A 16,704-nucleotide genomic window follows, 5' to 3' on the forward strand; every position below is an offset into this window, starting at 1 on the left:
GTGCTGGATATGGGAAGCGGTTGGATGATCCGTATTGTTATTGCCGTCATAGGTGTTCTGGTTGTGTGCGCGGTAGGGGGATTCTTTTCCCTCGGTGCTTTTCCGCCTGCGCTGGTGCAGCAGGACGTGCACAGGGATATTGCGTTTGCGGCCCCCGTGGCGGCAGCGCCTGCGGCGCTGGGCACGCCCGCCCCCCTGCCCGTGGCGCCGCTGGCTCCGACGGCGGCCCCCATGTCTGCACCCGCACAGTAAACGGCGGACCACATGGTCGCGGACGGGGTTGACGCCTTTCTGGAAATGCAGGCGGCCGAGCGTGGGGCGGCGCTGAACACCATCCGTGCCTATGCCCGTGACCTTGGGGATATGATGCAGGCCCTGCACGCACGGGGCATCTCTCCCCTTGATGCAGGGGAGGGCGACCTGCGCGACTACCTGTCCGGCCTTGCGCGTCAGGGGCTGGCCCCGCGCACGCAGGCCCGCAGGCTGTCCTGCCTGAAACAGTATTTCCTGTTCCTGGCCCGTGAAGGGCTGCGGCCGGACAACCCGGCCGCCCTGCTGGAGGCCCCGCGTCTGGACACGCCCCTGCCGCGTTTCCTGTCGGAGGCGGAGGTCACGGCGCTGCTGGCCGCCTGCGCGCCGGAGGCGGATGCGACACCCGCACGCAGGCGCAGGCTGCTTGCGGCGCGGGCGGCGCTGGAAATGCTGTATGCATCGGGCCTGCGCATATCCGAACTGCTGTCGCTGCCGCGTCGCGCGCTGGATGCGGCGCCCGGCATGATGCTGGTGCGTGGCAAGGGCGGGCGGGAACGCATGGTGCCCATGTCCGCCCGCGCCCGCGCCGCGGCCCGGGCGCTTATGGACCTGGATGCGGGGCGGAAAAGCCCGTACCTGTTTCCCGGCCGTGGGGCGGGGCGGCCCATGACGCGGCAGGGGTTTGACCGGATCATCCATGACGTGGCGCTGCGGGCGGGGCTGGACCCTCAACGGCTGTCACCGCATGTGCTGCGGCATTCCTTTGCAACACACCTGCTGGCCCATGGGGCTGACCTGCGGGCGTTGCAGGTTCTGCTGGGCCATGCCGATATCGCAACGACCCAGATCTATACCCACGTGATGCTGGACCGCCTGCGTGACGCGGTGGCGCAGCATCATCCGCTGTCGGCAATGCATGACACGGCGGCGACATAGACAAAAATGCATGGCAGGACGAATTCCCTGCGTGAAAATGTTTGGCTGGCGTGCAGGCTGTGCTATCGGCAGCGCATGCGCCAGTTTCTAGATTTCGAAAAGTCGGTCGCCGAACTTGAGAACAAGATCGACGAGCTTCGCAAGATGTCCGGTCCGGACGGGATCAACATCGCCGAAGAGATCACCCGGTTGAGCGAGAAAGCCGACCGGCAGTTGCGTACGGCCTATGCCAAGCTCACGCCATGGCAGAAGGTTCAGGTGGCCCGCCATGCCCAGCGCCCGCATACGCTTGATTACATCAATGCGCTGATTACCGAATTCGCGCCGCTGGCCGGCGATCGCCTGTTTGGCGATGACAAGGCCATCATTGGCGGCGTTGGCCGGTTCAAGGGCACGCCTGTCGTGGTGATCGGGACCGAACGCGGGGCCGAGATCGAAACGCGGCTCAAGCACAATTTCGGCATGGCCCGGCCCGAAGGCTATCGCAAGGCGCAGCGGCTGATGAAGCTGGCCGGACGATTCGGTCTGCCGGTCCTGACCTTTATCGATACCTCTGGCGCATGGCCGGGCATTGATGCGGAAGCACGCGGGCAGGCGGAAGCCATCGCACGGTCCATCGAAACCTGCCTGAATGTCCCGGTGCCGGTGATCGCCACCGTCATTGGCGAAGGCGGTTCTGGCGGGGCCGTGGCGCTGGGTGCCGGTGACCGGGTGATGATGCTGGAACATGCCATCTATTCCGTGATCTCGCCCGAGGCATGCGCCTCCATCCTGTGGCGTGATCCCAAGCAGGCATCCACGGCTGCGGATGCGCTCAAGCTGACGGCGCAGGACCTGCTGCAGCTGCGGCTGATCGACCGGATCATTCCCGAACCGCTGGGCGGCGCGCAGCGTGAACCGGCTGCTGCGATTCGCGCAGTGGGCGACGCGATTGCCGCCGAACTGCCGGGACTGCAGGCCAAGGACCCTGTGCTGCTTAAGGCGCAGCGGCGTGAGAAATTCCTCGCCATGGGGCGTGAAGCCGTCGCCTGACCTGCTGATACCGTGCGGCTGTAAAAGCAATAAAAGTTTTTGGTGAAGCTTTTTTAAAGCTTTGCCAGAAGCGTCCCTGTTGTGATGTGCGGGACGCGGCATGGCAGGCCTCAGGCTTTCGGCGGCTCACCCGCCTGCGGGGTAAAGCCCAGTTGCTTGATCAGGTCACGCACGGCGCTAGATGCAGCCTTTACGCCGTCTGCGTCCGTTCCCTTGCATAACAGACACACGCCCCGGCTGCTTTCATCAAGGCGGTAGGGATAGGACCCGATGTCGATGTCGGGATAACGTTGCTGTATCGTTTCCAGGCCCGCGGCCAGACTGCCTTCATACAGGCCGTTGGCATGCCATGCTTCTGATGTGACCGGCGTGCCATGGGGCAGGGTGGGCAGCACTTCCTCAAACATCGCGCGCATGATGCGCGGCACGCCCGCCATGACATGGACATTGCCCATGGTGAAGCCGGGAGCCACCGAAACAGAATTGCGGATGGGCACTGCCCCCTGCGGCATCGTGGCCATGCGTTGGCGGGCGGCGTTGAAATCGGCGGGTGTGAAATGGGCTTCAAGCAGTCGGAACGTCTCGGGATGGTGGACCCAGGGCACGCCAAACGATTCCGCGACGCAGGCGGAGGTGATATCGTCATGCGTCGGGCCGATGCCACCGGTGGTAAAGACATTGTCATAGGCGGCGCGGGCTTCGGTCACGTTGCGCACGATGACGGCGCGGATGTCAGGTATGATCCGGACCTCGTTCAATGTAATGCCGGTTTCTGACAGGCGGTGGGCAATATACTGCACGTTCACGTCCTGTGTGCGACCGGACAGGATCTCGTTGCCTATGACCAGCAGGCAGGCGGTGGGGTTCATGATGCGTGTGTCCAACAGGTTGCGGATGGAAGCCGTTTGCCGCCACCCTATAACGACAGTTCCCTTACCGGAAGGAGAAGCCATGAATACGGCAGTAATGCCACAACCGCAGTGCGTATGGGACATCCGGGCGGAACTGGGTGAAGGCCCCGTATGGTCCGTACGTGAACAGGCGCTTTATTTTGTCGATATTGTCGGTCAGGCCATTCACCGCTTTCACCCCGGCAGTGGTGCACGCGCGTCATGGCCTACACCGTTGCGCCCCGGTTTTGTGACCCCGGTCAGTGATGGCACGCTGATGTGCGGACTGAAGGACGGGTTGTACAGCCTGAATCCGACCAGTGGGGAATTTCGCAGGGAAGTCGCGGTCGAACCCGGCCTGCCGGGTAACCGGATCAATGATGGCTGTGTCGATTCGAAGGGGCGTCTGTGGTTCGGCACCATGGATGATGGCGAAAGCACTCCCAGCGGCGCGCTGTATTCCGTGATTCGCAGGGCGGGTGGGCTGGATGTCCGGCGCCATGATGAGGGATATGTCGTCACCAACGGCCCCGGTATTTCGCCTGATGGGCGGCAGCTGTACCATAACCATTCTCCCGCCGGGATCATCTACGTGTTCGATCTGGCCGATGATGGCAGCCTGTCGAACCGGCGTGTATTTGCACGCGTCAGTGACGGCTATCCCGATGGCGTGGTTGTCGATAGCGCGGGCACGTTGTGGGTCGGTGTGTGGAATGGGGGGCGGATCGCACGGTTTCTGCCCGATGGCACGGCCCTGCCATCCATTCCCGTGCCGGGGGCGCTGAACGTGACCAAGGTTGCCTTTGGTGGTCCAGACCTTCGCACGGCCTATATCACCACGGCGCGCAGGAACACACCGCCCGAATGTCTGGCACGGATGCCACAGGCGGGCAGCCTGTTCAGCCTGCGTGTCGATGTGCCGGGGCAGGAACCTGTTGCGTTTCCGGCCACCGAATTCGATGCCCTGCATGGCATGACGCTGGGGCCGGACTGATCGCGCCGTCAGGGACAGTCTTGAAAAGAGATTGTTGATAAATAAAAATTTTTAGGTGCTGCCTTTTTTAAAAGGCAGCATTCCTTGAAGCTTTCTGAAAAAAGCTTCTTCAGAAACTTCTTTTATGATCTGCAGGCTTTTCCAAGCCGTCCCTTACAGCAGATCCTGCAGCAGCGGGATCAGGGGGCGGTCGGCATCAGGCATGGGATAATCCCGCAGGTCATGGGCTGCCACCCATTTCAGGGTCTGCCCTTCGCGCGCGGTGGGAGTGTTTTTCCACCGATGGCAGACATAAACGGGCATGAGCAGGTGAAAATGCCCGTAATCATGGGAAACGAAGGTAAACGGCGCAAGGCAGGAGCGTGCAACGTCCAGCCCCAGTTCCTCATCCAGTTCCCGGATCAGGGCCTCTTCCGGTGTTTCCCCGGCTTCGACCTTGCCGCCGGGAAATTCCCACAGGCCCGCCATGGACTTGCCTTCGGGCCTGCGGGCCAGCAGCACGCGGGCATCCGAATCCACCAGGGCCACGGCCGCGACCAGCACGACCTTGCGGGTCGTGTCCGCAGCCTGCGCCATTTCTTCGGCCATTGCCTCTCCCGACAGGTCGGCATGGCGTGCTTCGAACAGACGGACGGGATATTCCCCCCCGCGTGAGACGAATTCCTGAGATCCCGTCCCGTTTTCCCGAAAGCCGATCCGCTTCAGCACCGCAACGGAGGCATGGTTGTCGTGCGCCGCGGATGCCGTCAGGCGGTCTACCGGCAGGTTGGCCAGCGCCCAGCGCGCCAGTCGGCCCGCCGTGGTGCTGGCGACCTTGCGGTTCCAGTGCGCCCGTCCCACCCAGTACCCCAGCGAACATGACCGGTCGGCACTGTTGATGCGCAGGCCGATGCATCCGATCAGCGAATCAGGCTGATCGGACCCGGGGCATGTAATGGCGAAATGATAGGCTTCCCCGCGCTGGGACTGTTCGATGGTGGCGGCAATCCACTCTTCAGTCAGGGCCAGCGAGTAGGGGAATGGAACGCGGCTGAGCATCCGCACCACGCTCCAGTCATTGATCAGCCTGTGCATGGTGGCTGCATCAGACGTGCGGACTTCACGCAGGCGGTATTCCCCGGCATCCAGTAGGGTGCCTGAACCATGTAATCCCTGCACGCTCATGCGGGCGAGGCACCCCTGGCAACCGGTGGCGGGGCGTCCTGCCCGGCCGGTAGCCCACATTCCACCAGCAGTTCGCGCAGGTTGCAGATGACCGGGAAGATTTCCTGGTTACGGTCGCCGCCCTGTTCGTACCAGGCATTCTGTTCCAGTTCCACGATCTCGCGGTCTTCACGGAAAATCCGTTCGGTAAACGCGGTCAGGAACGGCCATGCCAGGTCCAGTATGCCCGGAATGCCCGGCCGCTTGATCGACAGCAGCCCGAACACCCGGTTGGTCAGTTCCGCTTCGTCCTGTGGCACGTACGCGATCCACAGGTCCATGACCGGCGCGTTGTCACCCGTCTGGATATGAAGCGTCTGGTAGGGGTAGGTCGTGCGGATGGTCATGACGTCGCGATGGGCGAATTTTTCGCTGTTGTCGCGCTTCTGGCCAAAGATCAGCGCCTCGCCAATCGGCTGCTTGCCGCCGGTTCGCGCGAAGCTGTAGCGCGCTTCCACCAGTCCGGGGCCACGTTCCTGGCCCAGGAAGCGGGGCTTCATCTGGCCCATCTGCTTCATGTGCATGAACTGGTGGTTCATGTCCATCAGGTTCTCGTGCATGAAGCTGTAGTGGCAATGCACAAGCTGGCCGAAGCGGCGGGTCTTGTAGGCCGGATTGGCTACTTCCGCCAGACGGGGAAAAGGTGTTGTCTCCGCCTTGGCAGGATCGCCGGGGAAGACAAAGATCAGGCCATCGACCTCGCGCACGGGATAGGTGCGCACGCCATTGGGCAGCTTGCCCTTGCCCAGATACGGCACGTCAATGCAGCGGCCCGACCGGCCATAGGCCCAGCCGTGATAGCAGCACTGGACCGATTCGCCCTTGACCGTGCCCTTGCTCAGCGGGACCTGACGGTGGGCGCAGCGGTCTTCCAGCGCGAATACGCTTCCGCCTTCCCTGGGGCGGACGAGGGCAATGGGCTGCCCGGCATAGCGGGTGCCTATGGTTTTGCCTGGCTTCAGCTCCCGCGACCAGGCGACGGGGTACCAGAAATCGGGGTTGGCACGAATTCGGCGCAGATCCCGCCCGGTGACCGGGGCGGAGGACTGCATGCTGTCAGGCGATAACGACTGATCCATTGTCTCTCTTGACTGTTAACAGGGCATGGCAGCCGGATGTGCCATGGAACAGGATGCCGGTCACATGCCGGAAGGTGATGCATGTTCGACCGTATCGTGCCGCCATGGCGATATTAAGAATGTTTTTTACTCTCAGGGCAAATGGTTCAGCGCCATAATGTTTTGTAATGTATTGTGGCGCCATGCCCCGACGGTTTCCCTCGCTGCTGCCATGGATGTTGATGGTAACGCCACCATGGCAGGCTGGATATGGATCAATCCATGTTATGGATCATGCTCGGGCCGAAAGTTCCGCGCTCAGGTCTTCAATGAACTGGAACGCCACACGTCCCGACCGGCCACCGCGCGATAGCGACCACGCATTGGCCCGCCGGGTCAGGTCCGCATCCGTGATCGGCAGGCTGCGTTCCCTGGCATAGGCGCGGACCATGTCCATGAAGGTATCCTGCGCGCAGTTGTGAAAACCGATCCACAGGCCGAAACGGTCGGACAGCGAGACCTTTTCCTCCGTTGCTTCGGCCGTGTTGATGGCCGTTGAACTTTCGTTCTCGATCATTTCACGCGGCATCAGGTGGCGGCGGTTGGACGTGGCGTAGAACAGCACGTTCTGTGGTCGCCCGGCGATCCCGCCATCCAGCACCGATTTCAGGGCCTTGTAATCCGCGTCCTCACGCTCGAACGACAGGTCATCGCAGAAGACGATGAAGCGGCGCGGGCTTTCACGCAGCAGCGCCAGCAGGTCAGGCAGGGTGGACAGGTCCTCGCGCTGGATTTCAACCAGTACCAGTCGCCCCTTGCCCGGCGCCGCGGGCCTGCCATCAACCAGATTTGCCTGCGCGTGGGCCGCCTTGACCAGCGATGACTTGCCCATGCCGCGCGCGCCCCACAGCATGGCGTTGTTGGCCGGCAGGCCGCTTGCAAAATGCAGCGTGTTGTCCAGCAGCATCTGCCGCTGGCGGTCGATGCCCTGCAGCAGGGCCATGTCCACATGGGCGACATGGGGCACGGCCGTCAGGCGGCCAAGGCCGGGATGCCAGATGAAGGCATCCGCCTGATCCAGTCCGGCAAGCGAGGGGGCGGGCGGTGACAGCCGTTCAAGGGCGGCGGCGATACGTTCGAGAAGGGGGAGGGAAGTGCTGTCCATCGTCGTTCCTGATTCCAGCATGACTGTGTGCGGTAGCGTATGCCACCAGGTGATCCGGAGCGCGTTGGCCGAACAGGACAGGCGAACGCCTTGACGGGAAACAGGCGAAAACTATGGTCCGCATGACAAAGTCGCAACCCGTTCAATCCTTCATTATGCCGGAAAGATCATAATGCCTTCCATTATCAATGATTTGCTGACCACTCCCGCCCATGCCCAGTCGGCTGGCGGCGGCCTGCTGAGTGGCGACGGCATCATGGCCGTGCTGCCGTACGTGGCCATGTTTGCCATTTTCTATTTCCTGCTGATTCGCCCACAGCAGGTCAAGCAGAAGCAGCTGCGCAACCAGCTTGCGGGCCTGCGTCGGGGTGACCGGGTGCTGACGGCGGGCGGCATCATCGGCGTGGTGCAGAAAGTCCAGGCGGAATCGAACGAGGTCGAGGTCGAGATCGCACCCGGCGTGCGCGTGAACGTGCTGCGTGACACCATCGGTTCGGTCATTACCAGCGCGGGCACTCCTGCGAATGATGCCACCCCGGACAAGCCCGCAAAGAACGGCTGACGCCCTTTTCCCCGCCTGACTGCAGGCGGGGGTGAACTTCCCCCGCATTGTGCCGTTGCTTACTGTAACATCAGGAGCAGGCATGATGCACAGGCAGCCCGGCAACGCAGAAACTGGCCCCACCATCCGGCATGGGCCGGTCCTGCGGGGACGTGCGGGGTTGATCGGTGGTCTTGCGGCGCTGTCGGGCATCCTGTTCGGGCTGGATACGGGTGTCATGTCCGGTGCGCTGGACCTGATCTCGCAGGAATTCATCCTGTCGGATTTCCAGCGCGAATCCATGGTGGGCATCATGCTGCTGGGTGCCGCGATTGGCGTGCTGGGGGCGGCATGGCTGTCGCATCGCTGCGGACGGAAGCGCACGCTGGTGCTGACGGCGGGCCTGTTCGTGATCGGTCCCCTGTTATGTGCCGAATCCACATCCTACCGCACGCTCATGCTGGCCCGGCTGATGCTGGGGCTGGCGACCGGGGCGACCACGTTCACCACACCGCTTTATATTGCTGAAATCGCCGATTCCGGGCGCCGGGGCGCGATGATACTGGGCTATCAGCTCATGATCTCATGCGGATTGCTGGCGGCGTTCGTGTCCGACGGGCTGTTTTCCTATTTCGGTGGATGGCGGTGGATGCTGGGCGTCGTGGGCTTTCCGGGGCTGGTGTTCATGATGGGGGTGCTGTTCCTGCCGCCCAGCCCGCGCTGGCTGCTGGCGCAGGGGCGTGAGCGGGACGCGCGCCGCGTACTGATCGAACTGCGTGGCCTGCCCCGGCTGGTCATGGCCGAACGCAACGCCATCATGGCCCGGCTGGCCGCGCGCCGTGACGGGATCGGCAGTTTCATGAAGGACCCGAACTGCCGCCGGGCCATGTGGCTGGCGGTGGGACTGCAGGTGGCGCAGCAGTTTTCGGGCATCAACGCAGTGCTGTACTACGCTCCCTACATCATCGGTCTGGTGGGGTATGGCCATTATGTGCAGGTCTGGGGACCGGTCGGGATCGGGTTCATCAACCTGCTGTCCACCTGTATCGCCACGACCTGCGTGGACCGGATCGGACGCAGGCCCATGCTGATCGGCGGTTTTGCCGTCATGGCACTGGCCATGGCAGGGCAGGCGGCCATGGTGGCGCATGGCATGCCCCCCATGCCGGGTATGCGGCTGCTTATGGGGGTGTGCATGCTGGTGTTCGTGGCAGCGTTCGCATTCGCGGCGGGACCGCTGACCTGGCTGCTCTGTGCCGAAATCCTGCCGCTGCGCGGGCGTGAGTTCGGCATGGCGTGTTCCACCTGCGCCAACTGGATCGCCAACATGCTGGTCAGCGCCACGTTCCTGACCGGGCTGGAAATCGTGGGTGCGAACGGGGTGCTGTGGGGGTATGCCGGGCTGAACGCGGTGTTCATGGTCATGGTGGCGCTGCGCGTGCCCGAAACGCGTGGCATGACGCTGGAACAGATCGAGGTGGAACTGATGCGCGGCACCCCGCTGCGGGCATTGGGCGGGCGGGCACATTCGGGGGCGTGAAGGAAGCATCGTGACCCGTTACGCAAAAAACCCGGCGCAAGGCCGGGTTTTTCGGTCTGTTACCTGAAATCAGGCAATCAGGCGGACTGAAGCTGCGCCTCGGCGAACTCGTAGTTGGCCAGCTTGTCCAGGTAGTTGGTGATGTAGTCGGGACGGCGGTTGCGGAAGTCGAGGTAGTAGGAGTGTTCCCATACATCCAGACCCAGCAGCACCTTGCCCTGGCCTTCGGCCAGCGGGTTGGAGCCGTTGGCGGTCTTGGTCACCTTCAGCTTGCCGTCGGATGCCAGCACCAGCCATGCCCAGCCCGAGCCGAACTGCGATGCGGCGGCTGCCTTGAAATCGGCCTTGAACTTTTCAATGGTGCCGAAGTCCTCGACCAGCTTCTTGGACAGGGACGAGGGGATCTCGCCGCCCTTGGGGGCAAGGTTCTGCCAGAACAGGATGTGGTTCCAATGCTGTCCCGCATTGTTGAACACGGGCGCCAGGTCAGGCTTGCCCTTGACCATGAGGATGATTTCCTCAAGCGACTTGCCCTGCAGTTCCGGCTTGGATTCGACAAATCCGTTCAGCGCCGTCACATAGGCCTGATGGTGCTTGTCATGATGCAGTTCCAGCGTTTCCTGGCACATGCCACGGTTGGCAAGGGCATTGTAGGCGAAGGGAAGGGACGGCAATTCGAAAGCCATGAACATTCTCCTGGGAATTGCAAGGAGCGGCATGAAGCCGCCATACCAAGATTGCTATGGGTGCGGAGCGGGTGCGTCAAGTGACGGTCACATGAACACCCCCGCGCCACGCCTTCCGGACCAAACGCCATGACGGGGCAGATGGATGCATGCCAGCCGGCGGGCACAGGGGCCTCATTCCTGCATGAGGCGCGTCGTATCGACCCTGACCGCTTTTTCTGTGCGCTGTTCGTCCCCCCCGCCGCGCGCATGGCGGCGATGGTGCTGATCGCCTTCAACCATGAATGTACGCGGGCGGTGGCGACACCCGCGTCATGGGCGGTTGCAGGCCCGATGGCGGGGCTGATCCGGCTGCAGTGGTGGCGCGACGTGCTGGAAAGCGGCAATGCGCAGCGCCACGATACGGCGGTGGCGCTGCTGGAGCTGCTGGGGCGCGGCATGGTGCGGCGCGAGACGCTGGAGGGCATCATCATGGCACGCGAATGTGAACTCGATGGCCTGCCCGACGGGGCGGCATGGCAGGCGTCCATGCTGGATGGCGCGGGTGGCGTGCAGGTCGCCATGGCGCAGGCGGCGGGCTTTACCGACCCCACACTGCTGGCGCGCATACGCCTTATGGGCGGGATTTATGGTGCGGGCGCACTGGTGCGTTACCTGCCTGTCGTGCTGCGCGCGGGGCGATGCCCGTTACCCGAGGATGCACTGGCGGCGGTTGGCCTGACACGCGACGGCCTGCGCACCGGGCAGGCCACGCCCACCCAGATCGCCACCCTGCGCGACGGGTTGCGCCAGCAGGGACGCGAATGGCTGGACATGGTGCGTGAGGGACCGCGCCTGCCACGCGCGGCCCTTGCCACGGGACTGCCTGCTGTCCTTGGTTTGCGGGACATGCGCGGGCATGTGGGGAACGATGCGGATGCATCCCCCCGTGGCATGGGCGACCGACTGGCGGTCATGGGTGCGCTGCTGCGCGGGCGGGTCTAGGGACAATCCACAGGCGAAAATAACAGAAGTTTTTGGGTGCCGCCCTGTTTCAGAAAGGCGGCGTTCTTCGAAGCTTCCTGAAAAAAAGCTTCACCAAAAATTTTTATTAATTTTCAAAGGATTATGGAGTATTGGCCACCATGCTTTCCATGACGGCGAACAGGGCGGAATAATCCTCGTCCGGGTGGCGGCGGCGGGTCAGCGACAGGCTCTGGGTTGCAGCGGCCATGGCGGGCAGGGGCGCGGTCTGGCGCGCCGCGTCGGTCATGAGCAGGCGCATGTCCTTCTGCATCAGGCGGGCGGGGAACTGGGGGCTGAAATCGCCAGCCTTCGCCGCCTTCAGTTTGCGCTTGTGGTGGGGTGAGATCACCGGCACCTCATCCAGCGCGTCAAACAGCATGTCCCGGTCCAGCCCGGATGCCAGCCCGTAAGTGACGCCTTCCGCCACGATCGCAAGGGTCGCGCCCATGATGCCGTTGATGACCAGTTTCAGCTTCGACCCGCTGCCTGCAGGCCCGGCATGGATGGTCAGGCGGCCAATGGCGTCAAAAATACCCTGCGCGCGGCTGATATCGGCGGCCGTGCCACCGGCCAGCACGATAAGGTTACCCGACTCCGCCTCTGGCGTGCTGCCGGCCACGGGGGCGTCAATGACGGTAATGCCACGCGCGTGGCCCACCTGCGCCAGAGCTACGGATGTTTCGGGTGCAACCGTGCTGGTGTTGAGCAGCAGGCCGCCGGACTTCATGCCCGCCAGTACGCCGTTGGGACCGTTCATGGATTTGTCCAGTGCGTCGTCATCCGGCACGCAGGCAATGACGATATCGGCTTCCTGCGCCAGCGCGCGTGGGGTGGGCAGGAACCGGGTGCTGCCGTCGCCCCCCTTGCCCGATGGGGTGTAAGCCACGATCCGGTAGCCAGCCTTGACCAGATTGGCCCCCATGCGGGACGCCATGGCCCCAAATCCGACAAAACCGATCAGCGGAGCGGTGGACATGCGGGTTCTCCTTGCTTGTTTCGTGATGGCCCGTGGGCCGGTGCATAAGGTGGGCGATGGCATGCATGGCGTCACGCCCCGATGACGCGCGGCGGCCATGCCTCGCACAAAGATGATGGCGGGGGAGGGCAGGGTCCTGTGGCATCAGGTGCGCATGGCCTGTCCGCCACGGGAAGGAGACATGATGCGCAGCCTGCATTTTTTTAACGATCTTGCACGCACCCTGGCCGGGCGTCCGCCCATGGCGCTGGGCGTGGTTTATCCCTGCAGCGTGCCCGCGTTGCAGGCGGCATCAGAGGTCGCGCATGCGGGTCTGGCCACGCCAGTGCTGATCGGCCCTGCCGACCGGATTGGCCAGATGGCGAAGGATGCAGGCGTCACGCTGTCCGGTTGCCGCAATGTTGACGTGCCCACCGATGGTGACGCCGCGCGCGAAGGCGTGCGCATGGCGCGTGAGGGGACGGTTGCTGCCCTGATGAAGGGATCGCTGCATTCGCGCATCTTCCTGCATGAACTGGGCCACCATGAAGGTGGCCTGCGCACGACCCGGCGCATGAGCCACGTCTATGTCCTTGATGCGCCACAGGCCCCGCGCGTGCTGCTGGTGACGGACGGGGCGGTGAACATCGCCCCCGATCTCGAGGCCCGGCGCGATATCGTCCAGAACAGCATCGACCTTGGCCACATGCTGGGCATGGCCCGGCCGAAGGTTGCGGTCCTGTCAGCGGTGGAGATGGTCAATCCCGACCTGCCCTCCACGCTGGATGCGGCCATATTGTGCAAGATGGCCGAACGCGGCCAGATTACAGGCGCGGTACTGGATGGCCCGCTGGCGCTGGACAACGCTGTCAGCCCCGAGGCCGCGCGTTGCAAGGGCGTGGTCTCCCCCGTGGCGGGACAGGCAGACATACTGGTGGTGCCCGACCTTGAGGCCGGAAATATCCTTGCCAAGCAGATGACCTTTATCGGTCAGGCGCGGGCGGCGGGTATTGTCATGGGCATGCGCGTGCCCGTCATCCTGACCAGTCGCGCCGATCCCGTGCCGGTGCGCGTGCTGTCATGCATGGTGGCGGCGGTCATGATTCAGCAGGGTTATGGCGGGAATCCGACGGCCAGCATGGATCAATGCGGATGACGGTCCCGTATGATGCGTGTAAGGAGGGGCGGCCCGCTCGCGCGATGTTGTCCATGCTGGCGGGTGGCGTTTTCCGGCGGCAGGCACGGTGTGAACCGCGGCGTCCGGTCCCTGGCGTGGTGGCGCGGGTTGCCGTCCTCGCGCAGAGATGATGCCCCGCCATGGCGCACATGGTGGCAAGGAAAGGGCTGACGACTACCCGGCGTGGGGTCATGCCCCGTGTGCCGGTGACTGACATGAACGTGCAATCAGGCCGGGTTCCCCGCGCCGCCGGGTGGCTGCCCGGTCCAGCCGATGAACAGCCACGCAGCGGGTTTCCGATGCCGATCCGGAGAATGCCATGACCTCGAATCCCTCCTCTGCCGCTTCCACCTATGATGTGGTCCTGATTGGCGGCGGAATCATGAGTGCAACGCTGGGCGCGCTGCTGCGCCAGCTTGAGCCGGGCCTGTCCATTGCCCTGTTCGGGCGGCTGGATGACGTGGCGCTGGAAAGTTCCAATGGCTGGAACAATGCCGGCACCGGCCATTCCGCCCTGTGCGAACTGAATTACACGCCGCTGCGCCCTGACGGGACGGTGGATATTTCCAAGGCCGTGAACGTTAACGAGGCGTTTCAGGTTTCACGCCAGTTCTGGTCCTATCTGGTGGAAACGGGACAGATCGCCTCACCACGCGACTTCCTTAATCCCATCCCGCATATGAGCTTCGTCTGGGGGCCTGAAAACGTGGATTTCCTGCGCAGGCGGCATGCGGCGCTGCAGGAACACCCGCTGTTTGCCGGCATGTCGCTGTCAACCGATGAAGGGCAGATGCGCCAGTGGATGCCGCTGGTCATGCAGGACCGCAAGTCCGGCCAGCAGCTGGCCGCCACCTGGCACCCGGCGGGCACGGACGTGAATTTCGGCGCGCTGACCCATCGTCTGATCGACCTGCTGCGGGGCAAGCCGGGCTTTGATCTCAACCTCGCGCATGAAGTGGAAGACCTCAAGCCCGCAGGCAGCAACGGGTGGGATGTTTCCGTTCGTGCCGTGCATGGCGGGGGCGAGCGCAAGGTGCGCGCGAAATTCGTGTTCATCGGCGCAGGCGGCGGCGCGCTGCACCTGTTGCAGAAAAGCGGCATACCCGAAGCCCGTGGCATTGGCGGTTTCCCGGTCAGCGGCCAGTTCCTGCGCTGCACCAACCCCGATGTGGTCCAGCAGCATCATGCCAAGGTATATGGCAAGGCATCGGTCGGCGCGCCGCCCATGTCGGTGCCGCATCTGGATACGCGCGTGATTGACGGGCAGCGTGGCCTGCTGTTCGGTCCGTATGCCGGGTTTTCGACCAAGTTCCTCAAGCAGGGGTCGTGGCTGGACCTGCCGCGCTCCATCCGTATGGACAATATCGGGGCGATGATGGCGGTGGCGCGCGACAACATGCCGCTGACAAAATACCTGATCCAGCAGGTCATGCAGTCCAGCGAGGATCGCCTGAAGGCGCTGCGTGACTTCGTCCCCACCGCACGCAAGGAGGACTGGGAACTGATTACCGCAGGCCAGCGCGTGCAGGTGATCAAGAAGGATGCCAGGCGTGGCGGCGTGCTGCAGTTCGGCACCGAAGTGGTGACCGGGGCTGGCGGGTCGATCGCGGGCCTGCTGGGGGCATCACCGGGCGCATCCACGGCGGCGCCAATCATGCTGACGGTGCTGCAGCGCTGCTTTGGCGATCGCCTGCCGCAGTGGGAATCCCGCCTGCGTGAAATGATCCCGTCCTATGGCACCAAGCTGGGGCAGGACGCGGCCCTGTGCGCGCAGGTGCGCGAACGTACGCGCACGGCATTGCAACTGGACGGCTGATCCCACGAAAAACCCCGCCCGGCAGTCTGTGGCGGGCGGGGTGCGGTCTGTCTCAGTCCTCGTCGTGTTCGCTCATCTGGTCAGCGGGATGGCGTACCGGGGGGACGGCATTGCGGGGGGGGCGGTTTTCGATATGGCGGCGCATGAAGTGGGTCGCGATATCCGCCAGTTCAATGAACTGGTCCGCCTGACGGCGCAGTTCGTCGCCAATCAGTGGCGGCGAAGTCTTGATCGACCCGACCACGGTGGTGCGCACGCCCTGACGCTGCATGGATTCCAGCAGGCGACGGAAATCCGAATCCCCGCTGAACAGGACGGCATGATCTATGTGCGGGGCCATTTCCATCATGTCCACCGCCAGTTCCACATCCATGTTGCCCCGCACGCGGCGGCGGCCGTTATGGTCGATGAACTCACGCGCGTTCTTTGTGACGAGTGAGTAGCCGTTATAGACAAGCCAGTCGGTCAGCGGTTTGAGGGGTGAATATTCCTCGGTGTCCAGGACGGCGGAATAATAATAGGCACGCAGTACATTCGACTTGGAACGGAAAAACTGCAGCAGCTTGCGGTAATCGACCTCAAATCCAAGATTGCGGGATGCGGAGTACAGACTGGTGCCGTCTATAAAAAGACAAAGCCGCTCCTGAGATTGAAAAAACATTTATGGTCTGTCCCTGAAACAAAAAAAGTGAATACGTCACAGCCGTGTTAAAATTTGCGTTGCATGTATTCTGCCGCGCAGTGAAAGTTGTCTGGCAGAAATGAACCCTGCATACATAGAAGCTGGATCCATTCCGGAAGTTCCCTATGCGGGGATTACTAACCGACAGCAACCGTCCGGGACACTGTTTTCACATGACAATGCTGCAATCTGCCTCCAGTTCTGGCGATATAACAATTGCTGTGGGTGCCAACCTGCCACGTGAAAGTGGTGAAACTGCGGCTGAGACCTGCCTCTGGGCGGTGGGCCAGCTTGCATGCCTGCCCGGCCTGTCGGTGGTGGCGGTTTCGCGCTGGTATGAAAGCGCGCCGGTGCCCCCTTCGGGCCAGCCGCCTTATGTAAACGGAGTCGTGCGGCTGTCGGGGCAGGTAGGCCCGGCATGGCTGCTGGCGCGCCTGCATGAAATCGAGGCTGCGGCCGGACGCAGGCGCACGGTGGCCAATGCCGCCCGCCCGCTTGACCTTGACATCATCACCATGGGCGGCCTTGTGCGCGCCAGCCCCGATCCCGTCGTGCCACACCCACGCGCGACCGGGCGAGCCTTCGTGCTGCTGCCGCTGCGTGATGTCATGCCGGATTGGCGCGACCCGGTGACGGGGCGGGGGATCGATACTTTCCTGCCCGGTATCGCGGGGCAGGAGATCACGGTCATGCCCGCGCGCGCCGAGTGAATGCTTGCATCAGGACAGGGGTGGGGGTAGTAAGGTAAATTCTGATCAACACAACCAATTAA

18 protein-coding genes are annotated in these 16,704 nt (G+C 63.2%); 10 read left to right on the plus strand and 8 right to left on the minus strand.

Features of this window, described 5'->3' with window-relative positions; genetic code table 11:
* Window positions 1–24: 24 nt before the first annotated feature.
* The 3 genes from ACE2AA_RS14575 to ACE2AA_RS14585 all read left to right on the plus strand — a co-directional run bounded on the left by ACE2AA_RS14575 (window position 25) and on the right by ACE2AA_RS14585 (window position 2,220).
* Window positions 25–252 (plus strand): hypothetical protein, encoded by a 228-nt coding sequence (locus ACE2AA_RS14575; RefSeq protein WP_227001104.1) that lies wholly within the window; start codon window positions 25–27, stop codon window positions 250–252.
* Window positions 253–264: 12 nt separating this feature from the next.
* Complete coding sequence (locus ACE2AA_RS14580; protein ID WP_141262149.1) at window positions 265–1,188, plus strand: tyrosine recombinase; 924 nt, start codon at window positions 265–267, stop codon at window positions 1,186–1,188.
* A 75-nt stretch (window positions 1,189–1,263) separates the two neighbouring features.
* Window positions 1,264–2,220, plus strand: a complete 957-nt coding sequence (locus tag ACE2AA_RS14585; RefSeq protein WP_141262150.1) for an acetyl-CoA carboxylase carboxyltransferase subunit alpha — start codon at window positions 1,264–1,266, stop codon at window positions 2,218–2,220.
* 110 nt (window positions 2,221–2,330) lie between these two features.
* On the opposite strand, the gene ACE2AA_RS14590 is transcribed toward ACE2AA_RS14585, so the two are convergent.
* The gene (locus ACE2AA_RS14590) at window positions 2,331–3,089 is read right to left on the minus strand and encodes a competence/damage-inducible protein A (protein WP_395370272.1); all 759 of its coding nucleotides are present in this window, start codon (window positions 3,087–3,089) and stop codon (window positions 2,331–2,333) included.
* 97 nt (window positions 3,090–3,186) lie between these two features.
* Here ACE2AA_RS14590 and ACE2AA_RS14595 point away from each other — a divergent pair, with 97 nt between their 5' ends.
* Window positions 3,187–4,104, plus strand: a complete 918-nt coding sequence (locus tag ACE2AA_RS14595; RefSeq protein WP_395372224.1) for an SMP-30/gluconolactonase/LRE family protein — start codon at window positions 3,187–3,189, stop codon at window positions 4,102–4,104.
* A 153-nt stretch (window positions 4,105–4,257) separates the two neighbouring features.
* Here ACE2AA_RS14595 and mutT read toward each other — a convergent pair whose 3' ends face one another.
* From mutT to ACE2AA_RS14615, 4 genes are all read right to left on the minus strand, one after another.
* Window positions 4,258–5,268 carry an 8-oxo-dGTP diphosphatase MutT gene (gene mutT / locus ACE2AA_RS14600; RefSeq protein WP_141262152.1) on the minus strand — a complete coding sequence of 337 codons (1,011 nt, stop codon included), beginning with the start codon at window positions 5,266–5,268 and terminating at the stop codon, window positions 4,258–4,260.
* Window positions 5,265–6,386, minus strand: coding sequence for a Rieske 2Fe-2S domain-containing protein (locus ACE2AA_RS14605; RefSeq protein ID WP_395370274.1), 1,122 nt, complete (start codon window positions 6,384–6,386; stop codon window positions 5,265–5,267). Before ACE2AA_RS14605 ends, mutT begins: the two co-directional genes overlap by 4 nt.
* Window positions 6,364–6,570, minus strand: a complete 207-nt coding sequence (locus ACE2AA_RS14610; RefSeq protein WP_162515748.1) for a hypothetical protein — start codon at window positions 6,568–6,570, stop codon at window positions 6,364–6,366. Before ACE2AA_RS14610 ends, ACE2AA_RS14605 begins: the two co-directional genes overlap by 23 nt.
* 87 nt (window positions 6,571–6,657) lie before the next feature.
* On the minus strand, window positions 6,658–7,530 hold the full coding sequence (locus ACE2AA_RS14615) for an ATP-binding protein (RefSeq protein ID WP_141302327.1): 873 nt from the start codon (window positions 7,528–7,530) through the stop codon (window positions 6,658–6,660).
* 172 nt (window positions 7,531–7,702) lie between these two features.
* On the opposite strand from ACE2AA_RS14615, the gene yajC reads away from it, so the two are divergent.
* Complete coding sequence (gene yajC, locus ACE2AA_RS14620; RefSeq protein ID WP_141262154.1) at window positions 7,703–8,092, plus strand: preprotein translocase subunit YajC; 390 nt, start codon at window positions 7,703–7,705, stop codon at window positions 8,090–8,092.
* Between the two features lie 85 nt (window positions 8,093–8,177).
* Window positions 8,178–9,611 (plus strand): sugar porter family MFS transporter, encoded by a 1,434-nt coding sequence (locus ACE2AA_RS14625; protein ID WP_193557714.1) that lies wholly within the window; start codon window positions 8,178–8,180, stop codon window positions 9,609–9,611.
* A 77-nt stretch (window positions 9,612–9,688) separates the two neighbouring features.
* Here ACE2AA_RS14625 and ACE2AA_RS14630 read toward each other — a convergent pair whose 3' ends face one another.
* On the minus strand, window positions 9,689–10,297 hold the full coding sequence (locus ACE2AA_RS14630) for a superoxide dismutase (RefSeq protein ID WP_141262156.1): 609 nt from the start codon (window positions 10,295–10,297) through the stop codon (window positions 9,689–9,691).
* A 129-nt stretch (window positions 10,298–10,426) separates the two neighbouring features.
* Here ACE2AA_RS14630 and ACE2AA_RS14635 point away from each other — a divergent pair, with 129 nt between their 5' ends.
* The gene (locus tag ACE2AA_RS14635; protein WP_141262157.1) at window positions 10,427–11,281 is read left to right on the plus strand and encodes a squalene/phytoene synthase family protein; all 855 of its coding nucleotides are present in this window, start codon (window positions 10,427–10,429) and stop codon (window positions 11,279–11,281) included.
* Window positions 11,282–11,402: 121 nt separating this feature from the next.
* Here the strand turns inward: ACE2AA_RS14635 and ACE2AA_RS14640 are convergent, their stop codons facing one another.
* Entirely contained in the window at window positions 11,403–12,278 is an 876-nt protein-coding gene (locus ACE2AA_RS14640; protein WP_141262158.1) for an NAD(P)-dependent oxidoreductase, read from the minus strand.
* 181 nt (window positions 12,279–12,459) lie between these two features.
* Between ACE2AA_RS14640 and ACE2AA_RS14645 the strand changes: the two genes are divergently transcribed.
* On the plus strand, window positions 12,460–13,413 hold the full coding sequence (locus ACE2AA_RS14645; protein ID WP_395372225.1) for a bifunctional enoyl-CoA hydratase/phosphate acetyltransferase: 954 nt from the start codon (window positions 12,460–12,462) through the stop codon (window positions 13,411–13,413).
* A 340-nt stretch (window positions 13,414–13,753) separates the two neighbouring features.
* Window positions 13,754–15,250, plus strand: a complete 1,497-nt coding sequence (locus ACE2AA_RS14650) for a malate:quinone oxidoreductase (RefSeq protein ID WP_395370277.1) — start codon at window positions 13,754–13,756, stop codon at window positions 15,248–15,250.
* A gap of 52 nt (window positions 15,251–15,302) precedes the next feature.
* Here ACE2AA_RS14650 and ACE2AA_RS14655 read toward each other — a convergent pair whose 3' ends face one another.
* Entirely contained in the window at window positions 15,303–15,911 is a 609-nt protein-coding gene (locus tag ACE2AA_RS14655; protein ID WP_141262160.1) for an NYN domain-containing protein, read from the minus strand.
* Between the two features lie 194 nt (window positions 15,912–16,105).
* Between ACE2AA_RS14655 and folK the strand changes: the two genes are divergently transcribed.
* On the plus strand, window positions 16,106–16,642 hold the full coding sequence (gene folK, locus ACE2AA_RS14660) for a 2-amino-4-hydroxy-6-hydroxymethyldihydropteridine diphosphokinase (protein WP_395370280.1): 537 nt from the start codon (window positions 16,106–16,108) through the stop codon (window positions 16,640–16,642).
* Window positions 16,643–16,704: the final 62 nt, after the last annotated feature.

It is taken from the genome of Komagataeibacter diospyri (assembly GCF_043995075.1).
GTDB classification, from domain to species: Bacteria; Pseudomonadota; Alphaproteobacteria; order Acetobacterales; family Acetobacteraceae; genus Komagataeibacter; species Komagataeibacter diospyri.